We start from the raw sequence: 18,562 nt of genomic DNA on the forward strand, positions 1-18,562 counted from the left end.
TGTTACATCATCATTTGGGGATTAATATCAATTTTTAACGATAGCTTGTCTTTTAAATATTGGTCATGATAATAATCATCTAAATACTTAAGCGCTTCGTGGAGCGCTGGTTCACTTTTATATTTAATTAAGATTTGAAAGCGATATTCATTATTTATTCTTGATAATGCTGCTGGTGATGGTCCTAACACTAATGCTTTATCCGATAAATGCTGTAATAAAATTTTATGAATATGTTTCGATGCTTCCATGACTTTCTTCATATCTTTGTGTGAGATAGTGAAATTAATTAAAAAGAAGTAAGGAGGATATTTACCTATTTTCCTATAATTCATCTCTTTGTTAAAGAAAGCCGGATAATCATTTTCTTGAACATCTTTAATCGCATAATGTTCTGGGTTATAAGTTTGAATGATTACTTGACCTTCTTTTTCGTGACGTCCTGCACGACCTGATACTTGCGTTAATAATTGGTAAGTACGTTCACTTGCTCTGAAGTCAGGAAGGTTCAACATTGTATCCGCGTTGAGTACACCTACGAGTGTGATGTTAGGAAAATCTAACCCTTTCGCAATCATTTGAGTACCTAATAAAATATCTCCTTTACCTGAGCCAAAATCATTCAATAATTTTTCATGAGCACCTTTACGAGATGTAGTATCAACATCCATTCGTATAATGCGTGCTTCCTGGAACACTTCTTGTAATAACTCCTCAACTCTTTGTGTTCCAGTACCAACTTGTCTGATATGTTCACTTTCACAATTAGGACATTTGCTCGGTGGTGTTTCTTGATGACCACAATAATGACACTTCAATTGATCCGAAGACTTGTGATAAGTTAATGAGATATCACAATTAGGACATTGTGGTACATGACCACAATCTCTGCATAACATAAATGATGCATAGCCTCGACGGTTTAAAAACAATACAATCTGTTCTTGTTTATCTAAACGAGTTTGAATGGCTTCACGTAATTGTTCGGAAAACATAGACCGATTACCTGAACTTAATTCAGCTCTCATATCAACGATTTCAATTTCTGGCAACGCCTGTTGATTGACTCTGTTTGGTAAAGATAACAGTTCATAAACGCCCTTATCTGCGCGCGCGTATGTTTCTAAACTTGGTGTGGCACTCCCTAATATCAATGGGCACTGATGATATTGACTGCGCCACTCTGCGATATCACGTGCATGATATCTAGGATAATCCTCTTGTTTATAAGATGATTCATGTTCTTCATCAATAATGATCATGCCTAAATTTTTAAATGGCGCAAACACGCTTGACCGTGCACCAACACTTACCCGAGCTTTACCATCTCTGATTTTTTGCCATTCATCATAGCGTTCACCTTTCGACAAACCTGAGTGGAGCACGGCAACTTCGTCACCAAATCGTTGCTTAAACCTTAAAACCATTTGTGGGGTTAATGCAATTTCTGGCACTAGCATCATAGCTTGTCTATCTAAATGCAACACTTCCTCAATTGTTTGCAAATAAACTTCAGTCTTTCCTGAACCAGTCACACCATGGAGTAAAAAAGTTCTCTGTTCATGTGCCTTAATATTTTTAAGTATTGCTTCAAACGCTTGTTGTTGATCAGCTGTGAGTTGTTGCTTTTCATCTTGTTCAAATACACGCGTTTCAAAGGGATCACGTTCCACGATTGCATCGTATTTTTCCACAAAGCCTTTGCGCATCAGTGTATCAATACTTGATTTTGAAAAGTTCATTGCTTCTAATTGTTTCAGTAGTACAATATGATGACGTTCATCAATTAAATAAGCATATAAATCATATTGCTTTTGAGACTTTTCTAAAGAACCCAATACAGCATCATATTCAAAACCTTCTACCACTCTCACAGCACGTTGTTTCTTTTTGCTGAGACTTTGAGAAAGCAATGTCACTTCACTAATATCACCTTGCTTTAATAAAGGAGAGATGGCGGATAGATCATCATTATATTGAGCTTCTTTATACGCATAATGACCTTCACTATCAAAACGGAGTCGTAACTGTTCCGGAATCGCTTCATCATTTTCAATTGAAAAAACTTTTGTATATTTAGCTTTAATTGCACTTGGTAACATCACTTCTAACATAGAAATACGCTTCGTCACAAAGTAATTATTATACCAATCTGTTAACTTAATAAGTTCTTCAGTTAATTCTGGTTTAATATCTTGAATTTCTTTTATCTCTTTAAGCTTAGCTATATCTATATTTGCATCGGGTTGTTCTGTTATTTCCATAATATAGCCTTGAATTGTCCTTGGTCCAAAAGGCACAATGACACGCATACCAACTTGTATCATAGATTGTAGTCTTGTAGGAATTATATAATCGAACGTAAAGTCCACACTTTTAGAAGGTATATCAACAATTACTTTTGCTATCATTTTATTCCCACCTTGTTTCTAAACTATCTAAGATATGCTCCGCTAATATGACTTTTTTGTGTTTTCCTAAACTCATAGGATTTCCATTTTTAAAGTACATCGTATAGTCATTATCATCTGAACTAAACCCTATTGAACGATCTCCTACGTTATTAGCAATAATCACATCTGCATTTTTATGTTGCAGTTTTTTCTGCGCATATGTTTCAATATTTTGTGTTTCTGCTGCAAAGCCTACTAAGAATTGCTTTGTTTTGTGTTCACCTAGATATTTCAAAATATCTGGTGTACGTTTAAAAGTCACAGATAATGTACCGTCTTGTTTTTTTAGTTTGTGCTCTAACATTTCAGCAGGCGCATAATCTGATACTGCTGCAGCTTTAAATACGATATCTTGTTCATCAAAGTGTGTTTTCACCGCTTCAAACATTTCCTCAGCACTCTGAATTTGAATAACATTCACATTTTCTGGAGGTGTTAGATGTGTAGGTCCAGATACGAGTGTGACGTTAGCCCCACGCTTAGTTAGTGATTCTGCCAATGCATAACCAATTTTTCCTGATGATCGGTTAGATAAATAACGTACTGGGTCTAACTCTTCGACAGTCGGTCCAGCAGTGATTAGTGCATTCATACCTTCAAATCGACTGTCTATCGAATAAGATGCTTGGTCATTGTGTTTAAAAAACTGGTTTAACCTTTCAACAATTTGCAAAGGTTCTTCCATACGGCCTTTTGCTACATAGCCACATGCTAAAAAGCCCTCACCAGGTTCAAGAAAATAATAACCATCTGAACTCAGTGTAGCGAGATTGTGTTGTGTTCGCTTATTTTCATACATATGCACATTCATCGCTGGCGCAATAAATTTAGCAGTTTCAGTAGCGAGCAATGTCGACGTTACCATATCATCTGCAATACCATTTGCAAGTTTAGCAATGATATTTGCTGTCGCTGGTGCCACTACGATTGCGTCTGCCCAATCACCTAATGCGATATGTTGAATTTCTTCCGGATTTTGTTCTAAAAAAGTACTTGTATAAACTGGATTTCTACCAATTGCTTGAAAAGCTAATGGAGTCACAAACTCTTGTGCATGATCTGTAAGCATGACTCTAACGTCATAGTCTGCTTGCGTTAATTTACTTGTTAAATCAATTGCTTTATACGCAGCAATGCCACCTGTAACAGCAAGTAATATTCGTTTCATTGCAAATCTCCTCCAAATAATTTAAATATGACCTCTTAATGGACTATAACTTTATATTTTTAAATAAAACAAAGGTTAATTTGTTATTGAATGCTTTAAATAAATGATTAATCACCATTATACACAAAATTTTAAATTAAATAAAAAAAGGGAGCAGGATAGAAATCAAAAATTTGATTTCGTATTCCCGCTCCGCAAGCCTTATTAAAAAAGAACACAAGAACTGAAGCGCTTATATCCGCACTACTTTCTCTTCATAAATGAAGATATAGCACTTTAAAAGCTTGAAACAAGTACAATGAGATATCAAACAACTACTGTTCAATCTAACAAATGAGTCTGAGACACGCATTTATGACCCAGACTCATTTTGAAAAACTTTAAACTAGCAGCGTGCTAGTTATTATTTATATGTTTCAAGATTAACTTTTAATTACTTAGATGGTATTTTATATAGTCCGTCCGGATAAACATCTCCGCCAGCGATTTCTTCTAGCGCTTTACCTACAGGTTTTTTTGCATCATATTTACTTAACAATGCTGATTCTGGATTTTCATCTATTTCACGAGCACGTTTTGCAGCAGTAGTTGCAATTAAATATTTTGAATTAACTTTTGCTGTTAATTCGTTTAATGGTGGGTATAACATTATTTTTTTGCCTCCAATATCATTTTTCTATATTTCGCTTCAATACGTTCTCTCTTCAAATGCTCAGCTTCTACAATAGATTGAATACGTTGTTTAGCTAACTCTACTTCATCATTAACTACAACATAGTCATACAAGTTCATCATTTCGACTTCTTTACGTGCTTCATTCACACGACTTTGAATTTTTTCATCAGATTCCGTACCACGACCGACTAATCGTTCACGTAAATGATCTAAACTTGGCGGGGCAAGAAAAACAAACAATGCATCTGGGAATTTCTTACGCACTTGTTTCGCACCTTCTACTTCAATTTCTAAAAATACGTCATGGCCTTGCTCCATCGTATCTTTAACATATTGAACAGGCGTCCCATAGTAATTTCCTACGTATTCAGCATATTCTATAAATTCATCTTGTTTAATTAATTCCTCAAATTCTGCTTTTGCTTTGAAAAAATAATCAACACCATCTACTTCACCTTCACGTTTACTACGTGTGGTCATTGAAATAGAATATTTATAAGATGTGGCTGGATCATCAAATATCTTTTTTCTAACTGTCCCTTTTCCTACACCAGAAGGTCCAGATAGTACAATCAATAAACCTTTCTCATTATCCATGACTTACTACCTCTCTAAGCTAATCTTCTATTATTAACATATGATACCATAAGAAACATTCAATTGTATAGCGTCCCACAACACAAACTTTGCTCATGACCTAATCTTTGCGCCATGTTACAATATGTTGAATGACTAAAAATAAGGTGGCTGATAGTAATGGCATATGATGGTTTATTCACTAAAAAAATGGTGGAATCTCTACAATTTCTTGTAGGTGGTAGAATCCACAAAATAAATCAACCAGAAAACGACACACTTCTTGTCGTCGTGCGTCAAAATCGTAAAAATCATCAGCTTCTACTTTCTATCCATCCAAGTTTTACTAGAATGCATTTAACTAATAAAAAATATGATAATCCATTTGATCCTCCTATGTTTGCACGTGTGTTCCGTAAACATATTGAAGGTGGCTTTATAAAAGCAGTAAGACAAATTGGTAATGATAGACGTGTAGAAATAGATGTACAGAGTAAAGATGAAATTGGCGATACAATACATCGTACAATTATATTGGAAATTATGGGTAAACACAGTAATTTAATTTTAGTAAATGAACAGCGCAAGATTATTGAAGGCTTTAAGCATTTAACACCAAATACAAATCAGTATCGTACTGTAATGCCTGGTTTTCAATATGAAGCACCACCTGCGCAAAACAAAATTAATCCATATGATATATCTGGAGAAACTGTATTAAAATATATAGATTTTAATAGTGGAAAAATAGCACGACAATTACTAGATCATTTAGAAGGTTTTAGTCCATTAATCACTAATGAAATTGTTAGCAGAAAACAATTTATGACTGCTCAAACATTGCCTGAAGCATTTGATATAGTAATTGAAGAAACTAAGGGGAGCCCACACCTGTTTTCCATAAAAATCATGAAACAGGTAAAGAAGATTTTTACTTTATGAAATTAAATCAATTTTATGATGATGTTGTAGAATATGATTCACTGCATGATTTACTTGATCGCTATTATGATGCACGTGGCGAGAGAGAACGCGTCAAACAACGTGCGAATGATTTAGTTAAATTTGTACAACAACAACTTCATAAATATCAAAATAAATTAAGTAAACTAATTGATGAGCAAGAAGGTACAAAAGAAAAAGAATTACAGCAACTGTATGGTGAGTTAATAACTGCCAATATTTATCAAATTAAGCAAGGCGATAAAGAAATTACAACGCTTAATTATTATACTGGTGAAGAAATTACGATTCCTCTTAACCCAACTAAAGCCCCTGCTGTTAATGCGCAGAATTATTATAAAAAATATAACAAGTTAAAAACAAGAGCACACGAGTTACTACGTCAAATTGAATTAACTCAAGAGAATATTGCTTATTTTGAAAGTATTGAACAACAACTCGCACATATCTCTGTTGATGAGATTGATGATATCCGTGATGAGCTTGCAGAACAGGGCTTTATGAAACAACGCAAACAAAATAAGAAGAAAAAGAAACAAACCATTCAATTACAAGAATATGTTTCAACTGATGGTGATACAATTCTTGTCGGTAAAAACAATAAACAAAATGATTATTTAACGAATAAAAAAGCGGCAAAAAACCATCTTTGGTTCCACACGAAAGATATACCAGGCTCACATGTTGTGATACTTAGTGATGCACCAAGTGAAGACACGATTAAAGAAGCGGCCATGTTATCTGGTTATTTCTCCAAAGCTGGTAATTCCGGACAAATTCCAGTAGATTACACAGAAATTAGGCATGTACACAAACCTTCAGGTGCCAAACCAGGTTTTGTAACATATGATAATCAGAAAACGCTTTTTGCTACACCAGATTATGATCACATTCAAAAAATGAAAGTAAAATAATTTTTATTATAAGCATTAGGATTATCAAAGCGCATAATAAAAAAGCTAGGATAAAGTCGTTTGCTCTTTCAAAAACGATTATATCCTAGCTTTTTTCATTTTATAATTTAAGTTTATTCTGGCAATGCTAATTGAAAATTAACACCAAATTTATCTTGTATCCAAGCAAATTCTCTAAATGGTGGCATCTGAGTTTTAGGCATTAAAATAGCCCCACCACTTTTCAGATTACTGAATAAGCGTTCCATTTCTAACGCACTGTCTACAGTGACATACAATGATACGGCTGGATTCATTTCTATATCGACACCATTCATGTTATCAATTGCCATAAACACTTGATCTTTCAACCTGAAAATAGCGTGTTGAACAGCACCTGTTGGTTCTTTATCACTTTCACTATATCTTACCAATGCCAATATTTCAGCATCTTCAAATGTATTAACATATAAATTAATTGCTTCTTCTGCATCTCCATTGAACATTAGAAATGTAGTTATTTTTGGTATAGCCATTATCCAACCTCCTTAATTCTTCTTAATACTAGAATAAATGATAAATTGTAAAAAATCGAATATACAACGCTATTATAAATTGTAAAATATTTACAAATTCTTATTTGCAATCGTTTAAAATATTGGCTTATGTTAAATTAATAAATCCACTGCCTAGCACGTCACGTACATCATGTATAACTAAGAAAGCTTTGTCATCTTCTTCATTCACCAATTTTTTGACTCGCGTGACTTGGGATTGTGGCACTACAACATATAACATACTTGTTTCTTTTTTACCGAAACCGCCTTTCCCTTTAAGTAAGGTTGAGCCTCTGCCTGTAAAACTGTTAATTTTATCACTAATATTTTCATTTTTATCTGAAATAATTGTAACAGCTTTTTTAGGATTAAATCCTTCAATTATAAATGCAGTTGCACGTTCGGTAATGAATATCATAATAATCGTAAACAACACATTTTCTAACGGTAAGACAAACAAGAACGATAGGACAACTAAACCATCTAATAAGAATATACCTTGTGAAGTTTTTATATCAAAGTACTTATTCAGCATTTTAGCTACAACTGAAGTTCCTCCAATGACACCACCTGCTGCAATAACCAAGCCGATGCCCACGCCTACAAACACACCACCAAAAGCAGCGTTGATTACAAAGTTATCTATACCTGTACTAAAATTTTCAGTTAAATCTAAAAATAGAGAAATTGCCGTATTTGCAATAAAAGTATATACAGCAGTTCTGGTACTTAAAAATTTCCAACCTACAATAATAACGATTGTATTAATAATTAAAGAAGTTAAAGCTGGCGACCAACCAAAAGCATATTTGAGCGCTAAAGATATACCAACTGTGCCTCCATCCCCTAGATTAGATTCTAAGATAAAGCAATTTACTGCAATTGCACTGACAAATGCGCCAATTAAACAAACAATGACATTTTTAGTATGATCACGGAATAATTGTTTCATCATTTTCATTTAAGCACCCCTTACATTTTCAAAAATTATACCTCTTTGGCAAACAATTACGAGTAGTATTTTCAATTCAGTCAGCTAAAATCAATATAACTATTGAGGCTAAGACTTATATTTATGTCCCAGCCTCATGAAAATATATTATTGTAATTCTAAGTTATACATCGTATTATAAATGTAAATGTACCACAACAATAGTAGTCACACCATTTTGTAATTTTTGTAAAGCTTTTAGCCCATTACTTTCAAAAAATGTATAACAGTCAACTCTTTTTTTAGTTGAATGACTATATCATCTTTATTTCTTTTACTTTTTCATATTTACAGTTAGAATAAATATAAATCTAATTGGAGGTATTTCATGTCTTTTTATATTATTCCATTACTTATCGCAGCATTAGTATTATTAGTAGGTTATATTATTATTAAACTTATGGTCCGCTAATAACTATACTACACAATTACACAATTTAGTTTTAATACGGTCAGCACATATAATAAGTACTATATTGATAGTCTTTATCGGTAAAAAATGACTTTAATTTAACAAATTCCAACAAAAAGTTTACTATATCAAAATGATTTAATATAAAGAGGAAGGTCAAAATGGAATTCATTTTGATCTTCCTCTTTATTATGGTCTTAAATACGTCTATACATATTACATGTTATGATTTACTTAATGTGTCCTTTTTGTTTAATACTAGACTTTGATTTCTTGTATATATTTGCTTCAGATGTGTTAGCTAGCCATTCGTTTTTATCGTCTGAATGAGATGGATGTCTATAATCGTCTTCTTTTTTTAAAAAATCATTTAAATGTGCAAAGTGATTATATGCTTTTTTCGGGTCTTCTGTCATAATATCCCCTCCAACTCATATTTTAAGACAAGTTGTCTCGCCATTCAACTAATGTATCAATATCAATGTCAGAAATTTCTCCCTTTTCTTTAGCTACCTCAATTAATTCATTATAATTACTTAAAGTAAAGAAAGGTATTTGGGCTGCTTTAAATTGTTCATCCGCTTTTTTTAGACCGTACGTAAATATAGCTACAACGCCTAGAACATCAGCTCCTGCCTCTTTTAACGCCTCCACAGCAGTTATAGAAGAACCTCCTGTTGAAATTAAGTCTTCAATGACAACCACTTTTTTACCTTTGCTCAATGCACCTTCAATTTGGTTTTGTTTACCATGGCTCTTACTTTTAGAACGCACATAATTCATCGGTAAATCTAGCACTTCAGAAACATAGGCAGCATGTGGAATACCAGCTGTTGCAGTGCCCGAAACGATTTCGACATCCGCAAAATTATTTTTAATTAATGTAATTAAACCATTTCTAATATTACGTCGAACAGAAGGATGACCTAATGTCACTCGGTTATCGCAATATATAGGTGATTTAATACCTGAACTCCATGTAAACGGGTCGTTTGGCGAAAGTGAAACTGCTTTAATATCTAATAGTGCTTTTGCTATTGCTTTAGCCATTTTAACTTAACCAACTTTCTTTAATTTTATGATAACTTGCAACCGGATTATTACTTTTTGTAATTGGTCGTCCTACTACAATATGTGTCGAGCCTAATTGTTTTGCTTCTTCCGGTGTAGTAATTCTTTTTTGATCGTCCAAATGCGTATTCGCTGGCCTAATACCAGGTGTTACTTTTAAAAAGTTTTTGCCGAGTTCGCCTGTGAGTAATGCCGATTCAAGTGGTGAACATACGACACCATCTAAACCAGATGTTTTGGCTAGATGCGCATAATTAAGCACTGCATCTTCTATAGAACTTTGAATATTTTGTTCATTTCTTAACATGGTTTCTGTAGTTGAAGTAAGTTGCGTAACTGCCACAATTTTAATATTTTGGTTATGTTTTTTTAAGCCTTCTAATGCGCGCGTCATCATTTCAGTTCCGCCAGCAGCATGTACGTTGACTAAATCAACGTTTAATTTACTTAATCCTTCCATTGCCTTACCCACAGTATTAGGGATATCATGTAATTTTAAATCCAAAAAAATATCGTGTCCGCGTGCTTTAATAGACGCTATTAATTGTGGTCCAGTTTGATAAAAAAGTTCCATACCTACCTTTACAAAAAGTGGCTCATCAAATTGGTCTAAGAATGTATCCACCGCTTCTGATGAATCAAAGTCTAGTGCAATAATTGGTAAATTATTCATAATATGTTCTACACCTCGTATTTTAAAAACTTCTACTATATGAACTAAGATAAAAAAATTATTGCGCAATCACGCTATTATTTTATCTTAGTTGATAGCAAACTTAACTATTACATATTTTTCATGGTAAATGTCATGCTTTCAATCACTGACGTTAGTGCATCAGCTGTGTCTAATGAAGTGAGACAAGGCACGCCATTCTCAACTGATGTACGTCTGATTTGGAAGCCATCACGTTCGAATTCCTTACCTTTCGTCATCGTATTCACTACAATTTGTACTTCGCTTTGTTGAATACGCGTTAATAAATCATTTTCTTTACCAATTTTACCGACAATTTCTGTTGGTATATTATGCTCAGCTAATTTATTGGCAGTACCTTCTGTTGCTAAAATTTTATAGCCTACTTCATTTAAACGATGTGCGATACTGACTACTTCTTCTTTATCTTTATCACTCACTGTCATCAATACAGTACCATGATCTTTTACTTCCATACCGCTGGCTGTTAATCCTTTGAATAGGGCTTTTTCCATTGTTGTATCTTTACCCATAACTTCTCCTGTTGATTTCATTTCAGGTCCGAGCGTAATATCAACATTTTTCAACTTATTAAAGCTAAACACTGGCGCTTTGACAAAGACACCTTCAGTATATGGCTGAATACCTGCTTTATAACCTAAATCTACAAGTTTTTCACCCATAATCGCACGCATCGCTAGCTGAGCCATTTGGATGTTCGTAATTTTACTTAAAAATGGTACTGTACGGCTCGAACGTGGATTCACTTCTAAGACGAAGACACCATCACGCGCAATAACAAATTGGATATTAATTAATCCTTTAATATTTAATCCTTTAGCTAACCTAATCGTATAGTCCTCTAACGTAACCATTTCTTCTTGCGTTAATGTCTGTGGTGGATAGACTGCTATAGAGTCTCCTGAGTGAACACCAGCTCTTTCGATATGCTCCATAATACCAGGGATTATAACAGTTTCCCCATCAGATATCGCATCCACTTCAATTTCTTTACCTGTCAAATAACTATCTACTAGTACTGGATGATCAGGACTCGCTTTAACCGCTTGGTTCATGTAATCTTCTAGTTCGGCATCACTATTCACAATTTCCATCGCGCGTCCACCTAATACATATGAAGGCCTTACAACAACTGGATAACCTATATTTCTCGCATTTTCTAATGCTTCTTTTGGAGACGTCGCTGTTTTACCTTGAGGCTGAGGTACATCAATCGTGTGTAATAATGCTTCAAATTCTTTACGGTCTTCAGCACGATTTAGATTTTCTAAAGATGTTCCTAAAATTTGAACGTCATGCTTAGCAAGTTTATCTGCTAAGTTGATTGCTGTTTGGCCACCAAATTGTACAACTACACCTTTAGGCTGCTCTAAATCAATAATATTCATAACGTCTTCTTCTGTTAATGGCTCAAAGTATAATTTATCAGAAATTGAAAAGTCTGTTGATACGGTTTCTGGATTGTTATTAATGATAATTGCTTCATAACCTGCACGTTGTATTGCCCACACCGCATGCACTGTTGCATAATCAAATTCTACGCCCTGTCCTATACGAATTGGCCCTGAACCGAGCACAAGAATTTTTTCTTTGTCTGTAACAATAGATTCATTTTCATATTCATACGTACCATAATAATATGGCGTTGCTGATTCGAATTCTGCCGCACAAGTGTCTACCATTTTATAAACTGGCGTTATACCATTTTTTATTCTTAAATCATGAACTTCTTCTTCGGTCATATCAAAACGGTGTGCAATGACACGATCACTAAAGCCATAATCTTTGGCAAATTTCAGATATTCGATATCACCTTTATTGGCCTTCAAATCATGCTCAATGTTGATGATATGTTGGAATTTATTTAAGAAGAAGTAATCAATTTGTGTCATATCATGAATTTCTTCTAATGTTGTTCCACGGCGTATCGCTTCACCTATAAAGAATAAACGTTCATCATCTTGATCATTGATACGAGCTTTAATGTAATCTAAATCATAAGAATCTCCGTTTGGTAAACCAAGGTGATGTACACCATACTCTAAGGAACGAATTGCTTTCAGTAGTGACTCTTCGTAAGTTCTACCAATTGCCATAACCTCGCCAGTTGCTTTCATTTGAGTTCCTAAAACACGTTCACCTTTTTCAAATTTATCAAATGGGAAACGTGGAATTTTCGAAATAACATAATCTAAAGTTGGCTCAAATGCAGCATAAGATGTACCTGTAATTGGATTTAACATTTCGTCTAACGATAAGCCAACTGCGATTTTAGCTGCTAATTTAGCAATTGGATAACCTGTTGCTTTAGAGGCTAATGCCGACGAACGAGATACACGTGGATTTACTTCAATAATATAATAATCCATAGAGTGTGGATCTAAAGCTAACTGCACGTTACAGCCGCCTTCTATACCTAAAGCACGGATTACTTTTAATGACACATCACGTAGCATCTGATATTCAATGTCTGACAATGTTTGACTCGGCGCCACAACAATCGAATCGCCTGTATGTATACCAACTGGATCAATATTTTCCATGTTACACACAACGATAGCGTTATCGTTTTTGTCACGCATTACTTCATATTCAATTTCCTTGAAACCAGCAATTGATTTTTCAATTAAACATTGTGTTGCTGGACTATAATGTAATCCATTCGCTACAATTTCTTTGAATTCATCATCATTATGACAAATACCGCCGCCAGTACCTCCCATTGTAAATGCTGGTCTTACGATGAGTGGATAGCCAACTTTTTCTTTAAACATAAACGCTTGTTCTACAGTGTTTACAATATCACTTTCAGGCACAGGCACCTCAAGTTCATTCATTAATGATCTAAATAATTCTCTGTCTTCTGCCTGTTGAATAGATTCTAATTTAGTGCCTAAAAGTTGTACATTGTTTGCTTCAAGTTCACCGCTATCATGTAATTGAATGGCCATGTTCAATCCTGTTTGTCCACCTAATGTAGGTAATAATGCGTCCGGCTGTTCTTTACGAATAATGCGAGCTATGAAATCATGTGTTAATGGTTCAATATATACTTTATCTGCAATTTCTTTGTCAGTCATAATTGTTGCTGGATTAGAGTTTACTAATATTACACGGTAGCCCTCTTCCTTTAATGCTAGACAAGCTTGTGTTCCTGCATAATCAAATTCTGCAGCTTGACCAATGATAATTGGTCCGGATCCAATAACTAAAATCGTTTCTATATCTGTACGTTTAGGCATTTGACATTCGCTCCTTCGCTTTAAAATCATTCATCATATCGATAAACTCATCAAATAAGTAATTTGAATCAGATGGTCCTGGACATGCTTCAGGGTGATATTGAACTGAAAATGCTGGTAATGACTTATGTTTTAAACCTTCTACCGTTCCATCATTGATTGCAATATGTGTAATTTCTAAGTCACTATCAATTAATGAGTCTTTATCGATTGCGTAACCGTGGTTTTGACTCGTTATTGCAATTTTTCCTGTTTTGAGATCTTTTACAGGATGATTGGCACCTCTATGACCAAATTTCATTTTGAATGATGTGGCACCTTGAGATAAGGCGAAAAGTTGATGTCCTAAACATATACCAAAGAACGGAACGTGTCCTAGTATACCTTTAATCATTTCAACTGCGATTTTTACTTCTTCAGGGTCTCCTGGTCCGTTAGAAAGCATTACCCCATCTGGAGTCATTCTCATAATTGCCTCAGCTGAAGTATCATATGGTACGACGGTTACATTACAACCACGCAAATTCAATTCTCTAACGATATTCTGTTTTTTACCAAAATCGACTAATACGACACTCAAATCATAACCAGTTGAAACGTAAGGTGTTTTCGTTGATACTTCTGTCACCTCATTTTTAGGTAATTCAGTCGTTTTTAACTGTTCTACTAATGATTCAATTTCAGCTTTATTATCAGTATAAGCTGCTTTTAACACGCCGAAATTTCTGATTTTTCTGGTAATACTACGCGTATCAACACCTGAAATACCTGGAATATCATATTCTACTAATACGTCATGTAATGTCTTTTGTTTTCTGAAATTGCTTGGATGATCACTTGCTTCTTTAACAACTACACCATTAAGGGTAGGTACAAGTGATTCAAAGTCATCTCGATTTATACCATAATTTCCGATAAGTGGATATGTAAATGTAATAATTTGACCCGTGTATGACGGGTCCGATATTGTTTCTTGATAACCCGTCATTGCAGTATTAAAAACAATTTCTCCTACTGTTAATTGGTCAGAACCAATGGGATAGCCTTCGTAATATGAACCGTCTTCTAAAACTAGATAGCGTTTCTTCAACATTATTGTTCCTCCTTAAATTTAACTTCACCTTCAACCATTGTTAATACTGGCGTACCATATACTTTATAACCTATAAATGGCGTATTACTTCCTTTAGATGCAAAATCCTCTGCTTTTATTTCACTTTCCTCATCTAGGTTAATAATTGTTAAATCTGCTAATCCGCCTTCTTCTAATGTACCATAAGGTAACTCGAAAGTCTGAGCTGGTTTAATCGTTAAATAATCTACTAACTGTTGTAACGACCAATCACCATTTTTTACAAAATGCGTATACAATAATGGGAAAGCTGTTTCGCTTCCAACAATACCAAATGGCGCTTTTGTCATAGGCTGTGCTTTTTCTTCTGTAGCGTGTGGCGCATGGTCTGTTGCAATACAGTCTATCGTACCATCTAATAGGCCTTCAATCAGTGCTTCTCTATCTTCTTTGCTTCTTAATGGAGGATTCATTTTATAAATCGCATCATCACCTGGAACATCATCTTCAGTTAATAATAAATGATGTGGTGTAACTTCTGCTGTCACATGTATCCCTGCTTTTTTAGCATCACGAATTGCTCTGACACTCTCTTTCGTAGATACATGACATACATGATAATGTGCGCCAGCCGCTTCTGCTAATAGCACATCACGTGCAATTTGTACTGCTTCACAAATATTTGGAATACCAGGAATGCCTAAAGCTTTACTGCGTTGTCCTTCATGCATAGAGCCACCATAAATTAAACTGTTATCTTCACAGTGTGCTACGACTGCTTTATTCACTTTTGCTGCTGCTTGCATCGCCTCATACATCATATTAGCTTGTTGAACACCTACACCATCATCTGTAAATGCAAATGCACCGTTGTTAGCAAGTGTTTCAAAATCGACATGTTCTTTACCAGCTTGTCTCACTGTAATAGCTGCGTAAGGTAATACTCTTACTTCAGCATTATCTTCTATTAATTGATTTAAATGATTTAGATTTTCTTTTGAATCAGGCACTGGACGCGTATTTGGCATTGGACAGACGGTTGTAAATCCACCTCTAGCAGCTGCTTTCGTACCCGTTGCTATTGTTTCTTTATGCTCCCCACCTGGTTCACGTAAGTGCACATGCACATCTACTAAACCTGGAGAAACAAACTGTCCTTTAACATCAAGTATCTCAGTATTTGTATCTACCTCAATTTGCGTAGCTATTTGTTTAATATGTTGTCCTTCAACTAAGATAGACACCGTTTCAAATTCACCGTTTTTTAAGATTTTAGCATTCGTTAATAATTTCATTTGTTTCTGCCCCTTTCGATTGTAAAATATAATCTATAACTGCCATGCGTAAGTACATGCCATTTTCCATTTGTTTGAAAATACGTGATTTTGATGCTTCTACAAGTGAATCTTCTATTTCCACACCTCTATTTACTGGTGCTGGATGCATCACGATTGCTTGTGATTTTAGCCTATTATATCTCGCTTGCGTTAACCCGTATTGATTATGATAGTTACTTACTTCAAATTGTGTTGTGTTCTCGTCTGTATGTCTTTCGTGTTGTACTCTTAATAACATTACTATATCTACCTCATCTATTACAGTATCAATATCTTTATACGGCGCATCTAAGGAATCATCTTTCCAAGCATCTGGGCTAGAAAACATTACGTTAGCACCCAGTGCTGTTAAACTTTGAAAATTACTTCGAGCGACACGAGAGTTTTTAATATCACCACAAATCAAAATATTTAAGCCCTCAAAAGTTTGATATTCTTCATAGATTGTCATGATGTCTAGTAAGCTTTGTGTCGGGTGTTGCCCACTGCCATCTCCTGCATTAATAATTGGTACGTTAAGCGATTTTAATTGATCATAATAAGTGGTTTGTGAATGTCTTATTACCAGAACATCTGCACCTACTTGTTCTAAAGTTTTACACGTGTCATATAATGTTTCCCCTTTTTGAACAGAAGATGTATTTGTTTCAAAATCAATTAATTTCAGTCCTAATTTTTGTTCTGCTACTAAGAAACTACTTTTCGTACGTGTTGAGTTTTCAAAAAATAAATTTGCTACAAATTTATCTTCATAACGTCGAGGTTCTAGTTCACCTTTTTTTATTGCACTCGCACGTTTGACTAATTCATATATTTCATTTGTAGTTAGATGTTCCATCGACAATAAGTTATCCAATTTTTTAGCCTCCTCATAATGATCAATGCTTATTTATTCGCTGGTGTTTCCTTAGGTAAGATAAGATTGAGTATAATGCCTGCTAAAGCTGCTAATGCCATGCCTTCTATTTGCATATTGATACCGACGCCATTTAAGTTAAAGACGAGATTACCAATACCAATTACAAGGATAACTGATGCAATAACAAGGTTACGGTTACTTGCAAAATCAACTTCACTTTCGACTAGCATTCTTAGACCACTTGCTGCGATAATACCGAAAAGTAGTATAGATACACCACCCATTACTGGGGTAGGTATAGATGAGACGAGTGCTGTAAATTTACCAACAAATCCTAAAATAATAGCGATAACTGCTGCGCCACCGATGACGTATACACTATAAATTTTTGTGATGGCTAAAACACCAATATTTTCACCATAAGTTGTGCTCGGTGGCCCGCCAATCAAACTTGCAAACATGGTAGAAACACCGTCACCAATAATCGAACGATCTAAACCTGGATCCTTAAAAAAGTTACGTCCTACAATTTTGTTAATGACCATTTGGTGACCGATGTGTTCACTTACAGTCACAAAGACAATAGGTATCAGGACAATGATTAGTCCCATGTGAATGGATGGCGTGTAGTCTTTAAATGGCAAGTACACGTCTGGAAATTGTAACCATTTTGCTTTCGCTATTGGAGCAAAATTGACAAGTCCCATAAATGCTGAAAGGATGTAACCTGTGACGATACCAATTAATACAGGTATCAAGGATAAGAATCCTTTGAAGTACCCTTGCACTACGATTGTTACTATCAACGTGGTCATTGCTACTGCTAAATAACTCAGATTATAGCCTTGAATCTCTGAGGAATTCTCAAACATTGCCATATTAACTGCTGTAGGTGCCAAACTTAATCCTATAACCATAATGACTGGTCCTACAACAACCGGCGGCAATAAATGCATCAACCATGCTGTTCCAGTTAATCTAATTGCTAAACCGATGAGTACATACATTACACCGCTCATGAATAACGCCATCAACATGTCACCTAAGCTATGTGAATTAAGTCCTGTAATAATGGGTGTAATAAATGCAAAGCTCGACCCTAAGTATGCTGGTATCTTTGCTTTGGTAATTAGTATGTATAACAATGTCCCAACACCAGAAGCTAATAACGCTGAAGATATAGGTAATCCTGTTAAAAATGGTACGAGTACAGTTGAGCCAAACATCGCAAATAAATGTTGTGTACTTAGAAATGCCCATTGTCCTAATTTAGGTCTATCTTGCACATCTAATACTGGCTTAACTGTCCGTTCAAACATTGTTTCATTTTCCATGTTTTATGCTTCCTCTCATAAAAAAATCTCTTTACATTAAATTCATGTAAAGAGACTAAAAAGTATATATCTTGATTATTGCTATGTTGAATTATAGCCATTTACATTTAATGACTATAGATAACTCGCAATAAAACAAAGTATATGTGAAGAGGAATGTTATCAACATCGTGCATTTGACAACTATAAATGAATTGCTTACGTATCTAATGGTTAGATCGTAGCTGAAAATTTAAATCCTCTT

14 protein-coding genes and 1 pseudogene are annotated in these 18,562 nt (G+C 34.7%); 1 reads left to right on the forward strand and 14 read right to left on the reverse strand.

The features are described 5' to 3' along the window. Positions 1-2: 2 nt before the first annotated feature. The 4 genes from priA to gmk form a co-directional block, all read right to left on the reverse strand. Positions 3-2,411, reverse strand: a complete 2,409-nt coding sequence (priA, locus tag AOB58_RS04085; RefSeq protein WP_046465206.1) for a primosomal protein N' — start codon at positions 2,409-2,411, stop codon at positions 3-5. A gap of 1 nt (position 2,412) precedes the next feature. Beyond that, complete coding sequence (gene coaBC, locus AOB58_RS04090) at positions 2,413-3,621, reverse strand: bifunctional phosphopantothenoylcysteine decarboxylase/phosphopantothenate--cysteine ligase CoaBC (protein WP_002507907.1); 1,209 nt, start codon at positions 3,619-3,621, stop codon at positions 2,413-2,415. Between the two features lie 433 nt (positions 3,622-4,054). After that, positions 4,055-4,270, reverse strand: a complete 216-nt coding sequence (rpoZ, locus tag AOB58_RS04095; protein WP_002507908.1) for a DNA-directed RNA polymerase subunit omega — start codon at positions 4,268-4,270, stop codon at positions 4,055-4,057. Next, on the reverse strand, positions 4,270-4,893 hold the full coding sequence (gene gmk, locus AOB58_RS04100) for a guanylate kinase (protein WP_002507909.1): 624 nt from the start codon (positions 4,891-4,893) through the stop codon (positions 4,270-4,272). The genes rpoZ and gmk overlap by 1 nt, the downstream gene beginning before the upstream one ends. A 159-nt stretch (positions 4,894-5,052) precedes the next feature. Between gmk and AOB58_RS04105 the strand changes: the two are divergent. Then, positions 5,053-6,749 (forward strand): annotated as a pseudogene (locus AOB58_RS04105) (Rqc2 family fibronectin-binding protein). 113 nt (positions 6,750-6,862) lie between these two features. Here the strand turns inward: AOB58_RS04105 and AOB58_RS04110 are convergent. The 10 genes from AOB58_RS04110 to AOB58_RS04155 form a co-directional block, all read right to left on the reverse strand. Beyond that, entirely contained in the window at positions 6,863-7,264 is a 402-nt protein-coding gene (locus AOB58_RS04110) for a VOC family protein (RefSeq protein ID WP_002507911.1), read from the reverse strand. A 127-nt stretch (positions 7,265-7,391) separates the two neighbouring features. Beyond that, positions 7,392-8,246 (reverse strand): YitT family protein, encoded by an 855-nt coding sequence (locus AOB58_RS04115; RefSeq protein WP_002507912.1) that lies wholly within the window; start codon positions 8,244-8,246, stop codon positions 7,392-7,394. 672 nt (positions 8,247-8,918) lie between these two features. Beyond that, the gene (locus AOB58_RS04120) at positions 8,919-9,104 is read right to left on the reverse strand and encodes a hypothetical protein (protein WP_002507913.1); all 186 of its coding nucleotides are present in this window, start codon (positions 9,102-9,104) and stop codon (positions 8,919-8,921) included. Between the two features lie 22 nt (positions 9,105-9,126). Beyond that, complete coding sequence (gene pyrE / locus AOB58_RS04125) at positions 9,127-9,738, reverse strand: orotate phosphoribosyltransferase (RefSeq protein WP_021338707.1); 612 nt, start codon at positions 9,736-9,738, stop codon at positions 9,127-9,129. A 1-nt stretch (position 9,739) separates the two neighbouring features. After that, on the reverse strand, positions 9,740-10,432 hold the full coding sequence (gene pyrF, locus AOB58_RS04130) for an orotidine-5'-phosphate decarboxylase (protein WP_002507915.1): 693 nt from the start codon (positions 10,430-10,432) through the stop codon (positions 9,740-9,742). A gap of 110 nt (positions 10,433-10,542) precedes the next feature. Next, positions 10,543-13,716 (reverse strand): carbamoyl-phosphate synthase large subunit, encoded by a 3,174-nt coding sequence (gene carB / locus AOB58_RS04135; RefSeq protein WP_046465204.1) that lies wholly within the window; start codon positions 13,714-13,716, stop codon positions 10,543-10,545. Further along, a complete protein-coding gene (locus tag AOB58_RS04140) occupies positions 13,709-14,809 on the reverse strand; it encodes a carbamoyl phosphate synthase small subunit (protein ID WP_046465203.1) in 1,101 nt (366 codons plus the stop codon). Before AOB58_RS04140 ends, carB begins: the two co-directional genes overlap by 8 nt. Beyond that, positions 14,809-16,083, reverse strand: coding sequence for a dihydroorotase (locus AOB58_RS04145; protein WP_046465202.1), 1,275 nt, complete (start codon positions 16,081-16,083; stop codon positions 14,809-14,811). The genes AOB58_RS04140 and AOB58_RS04145 overlap by 1 nt, the downstream gene beginning before the upstream one ends. Beyond that, the gene (locus AOB58_RS04150) at positions 16,061-16,981 is read right to left on the reverse strand and encodes an aspartate carbamoyltransferase catalytic subunit (protein ID WP_046465201.1); all 921 of its coding nucleotides are present in this window, start codon (positions 16,979-16,981) and stop codon (positions 16,061-16,063) included. The genes AOB58_RS04145 and AOB58_RS04150 overlap by 23 nt, the downstream gene beginning before the upstream one ends. Before the next feature lie 29 nt (positions 16,982-17,010). Further along, entirely contained in the window at positions 17,011-18,318 is a 1,308-nt protein-coding gene (locus AOB58_RS04155) for a uracil-xanthine permease family protein (protein WP_046465200.1), read from the reverse strand. Positions 18,319-18,562 lie beyond the last annotated feature (244 nt).

Source organism: Staphylococcus sp. AntiMn-1, assembly GCF_001663395.1.
Lineage (GTDB): Bacteria > Bacillota > Bacilli > Staphylococcales > Staphylococcaceae > Staphylococcus > Staphylococcus equorum.

Coding starts and splice junctions, on each gene's coding strand:
- AOB58_RS04110 (WP_002507911.1), bottom strand. CDS start 7,264: ATGGCTATACCAAAAATAACTACATTTCTAATGTTCAATGGAGATGCA.
- AOB58_RS04120 (WP_002507913.1), bottom strand. CDS start 9,104: ATGACAGAAGACCCGAAAAAAGCATATAATCACTTTGCACATTTAAAT.
- AOB58_RS04155 (WP_046465200.1), bottom strand. CDS start 18,318: ATGGAAAATGAAACAATGTTTGAACGGACAGTTAAGCCAGTATTAGAT.
- AOB58_RS04115 (WP_002507912.1), bottom strand. CDS start 8,246: ATGAAAATGATGAAACAATTATTCCGTGATCATACTAAAAATGTCATT.
- priA (WP_046465206.1), bottom strand. CDS start 2,411: ATGATAGCAAAAGTAATTGTTGATATACCTTCTAAAAGTGTGGACTTT.
- rpoZ (WP_002507908.1), bottom strand. CDS start 4,270: ATGTTATACCCACCATTAAACGAATTAACAGCAAAAGTTAATTCAAAA.
- AOB58_RS04145 (WP_046465202.1), bottom strand. CDS start 16,083: ATGAAATTATTAACGAATGCTAAAATCTTAAAAAACGGTGAATTTGAA.
- pyrE (WP_021338707.1), bottom strand. CDS start 9,738: ATGGCTAAAGCAATAGCAAAAGCACTATTAGATATTAAAGCAGTTTCA.
- gmk (WP_002507909.1), bottom strand. CDS start 4,893: ATGGATAATGAGAAAGGTTTATTGATTGTACTATCTGGACCTTCTGGT.
- coaBC (WP_002507907.1), bottom strand. CDS start 3,621: ATGAAACGAATATTACTTGCTGTTACAGGTGGCATTGCTGCGTATAAA.
- pyrF (WP_002507915.1), bottom strand. CDS start 10,432: ATGAATAATTTACCAATTATTGCACTAGACTTTGATTCATCAGAAGCG.
- carB (WP_046465204.1), bottom strand. CDS start 13,716: ATGCCTAAACGTACAGATATAGAAACGATTTTAGTTATTGGATCCGGA.
- AOB58_RS04140 (WP_046465203.1), bottom strand. CDS start 14,809: ATGTTGAAGAAACGCTATCTAGTTTTAGAAGACGGTTCATATTACGAA.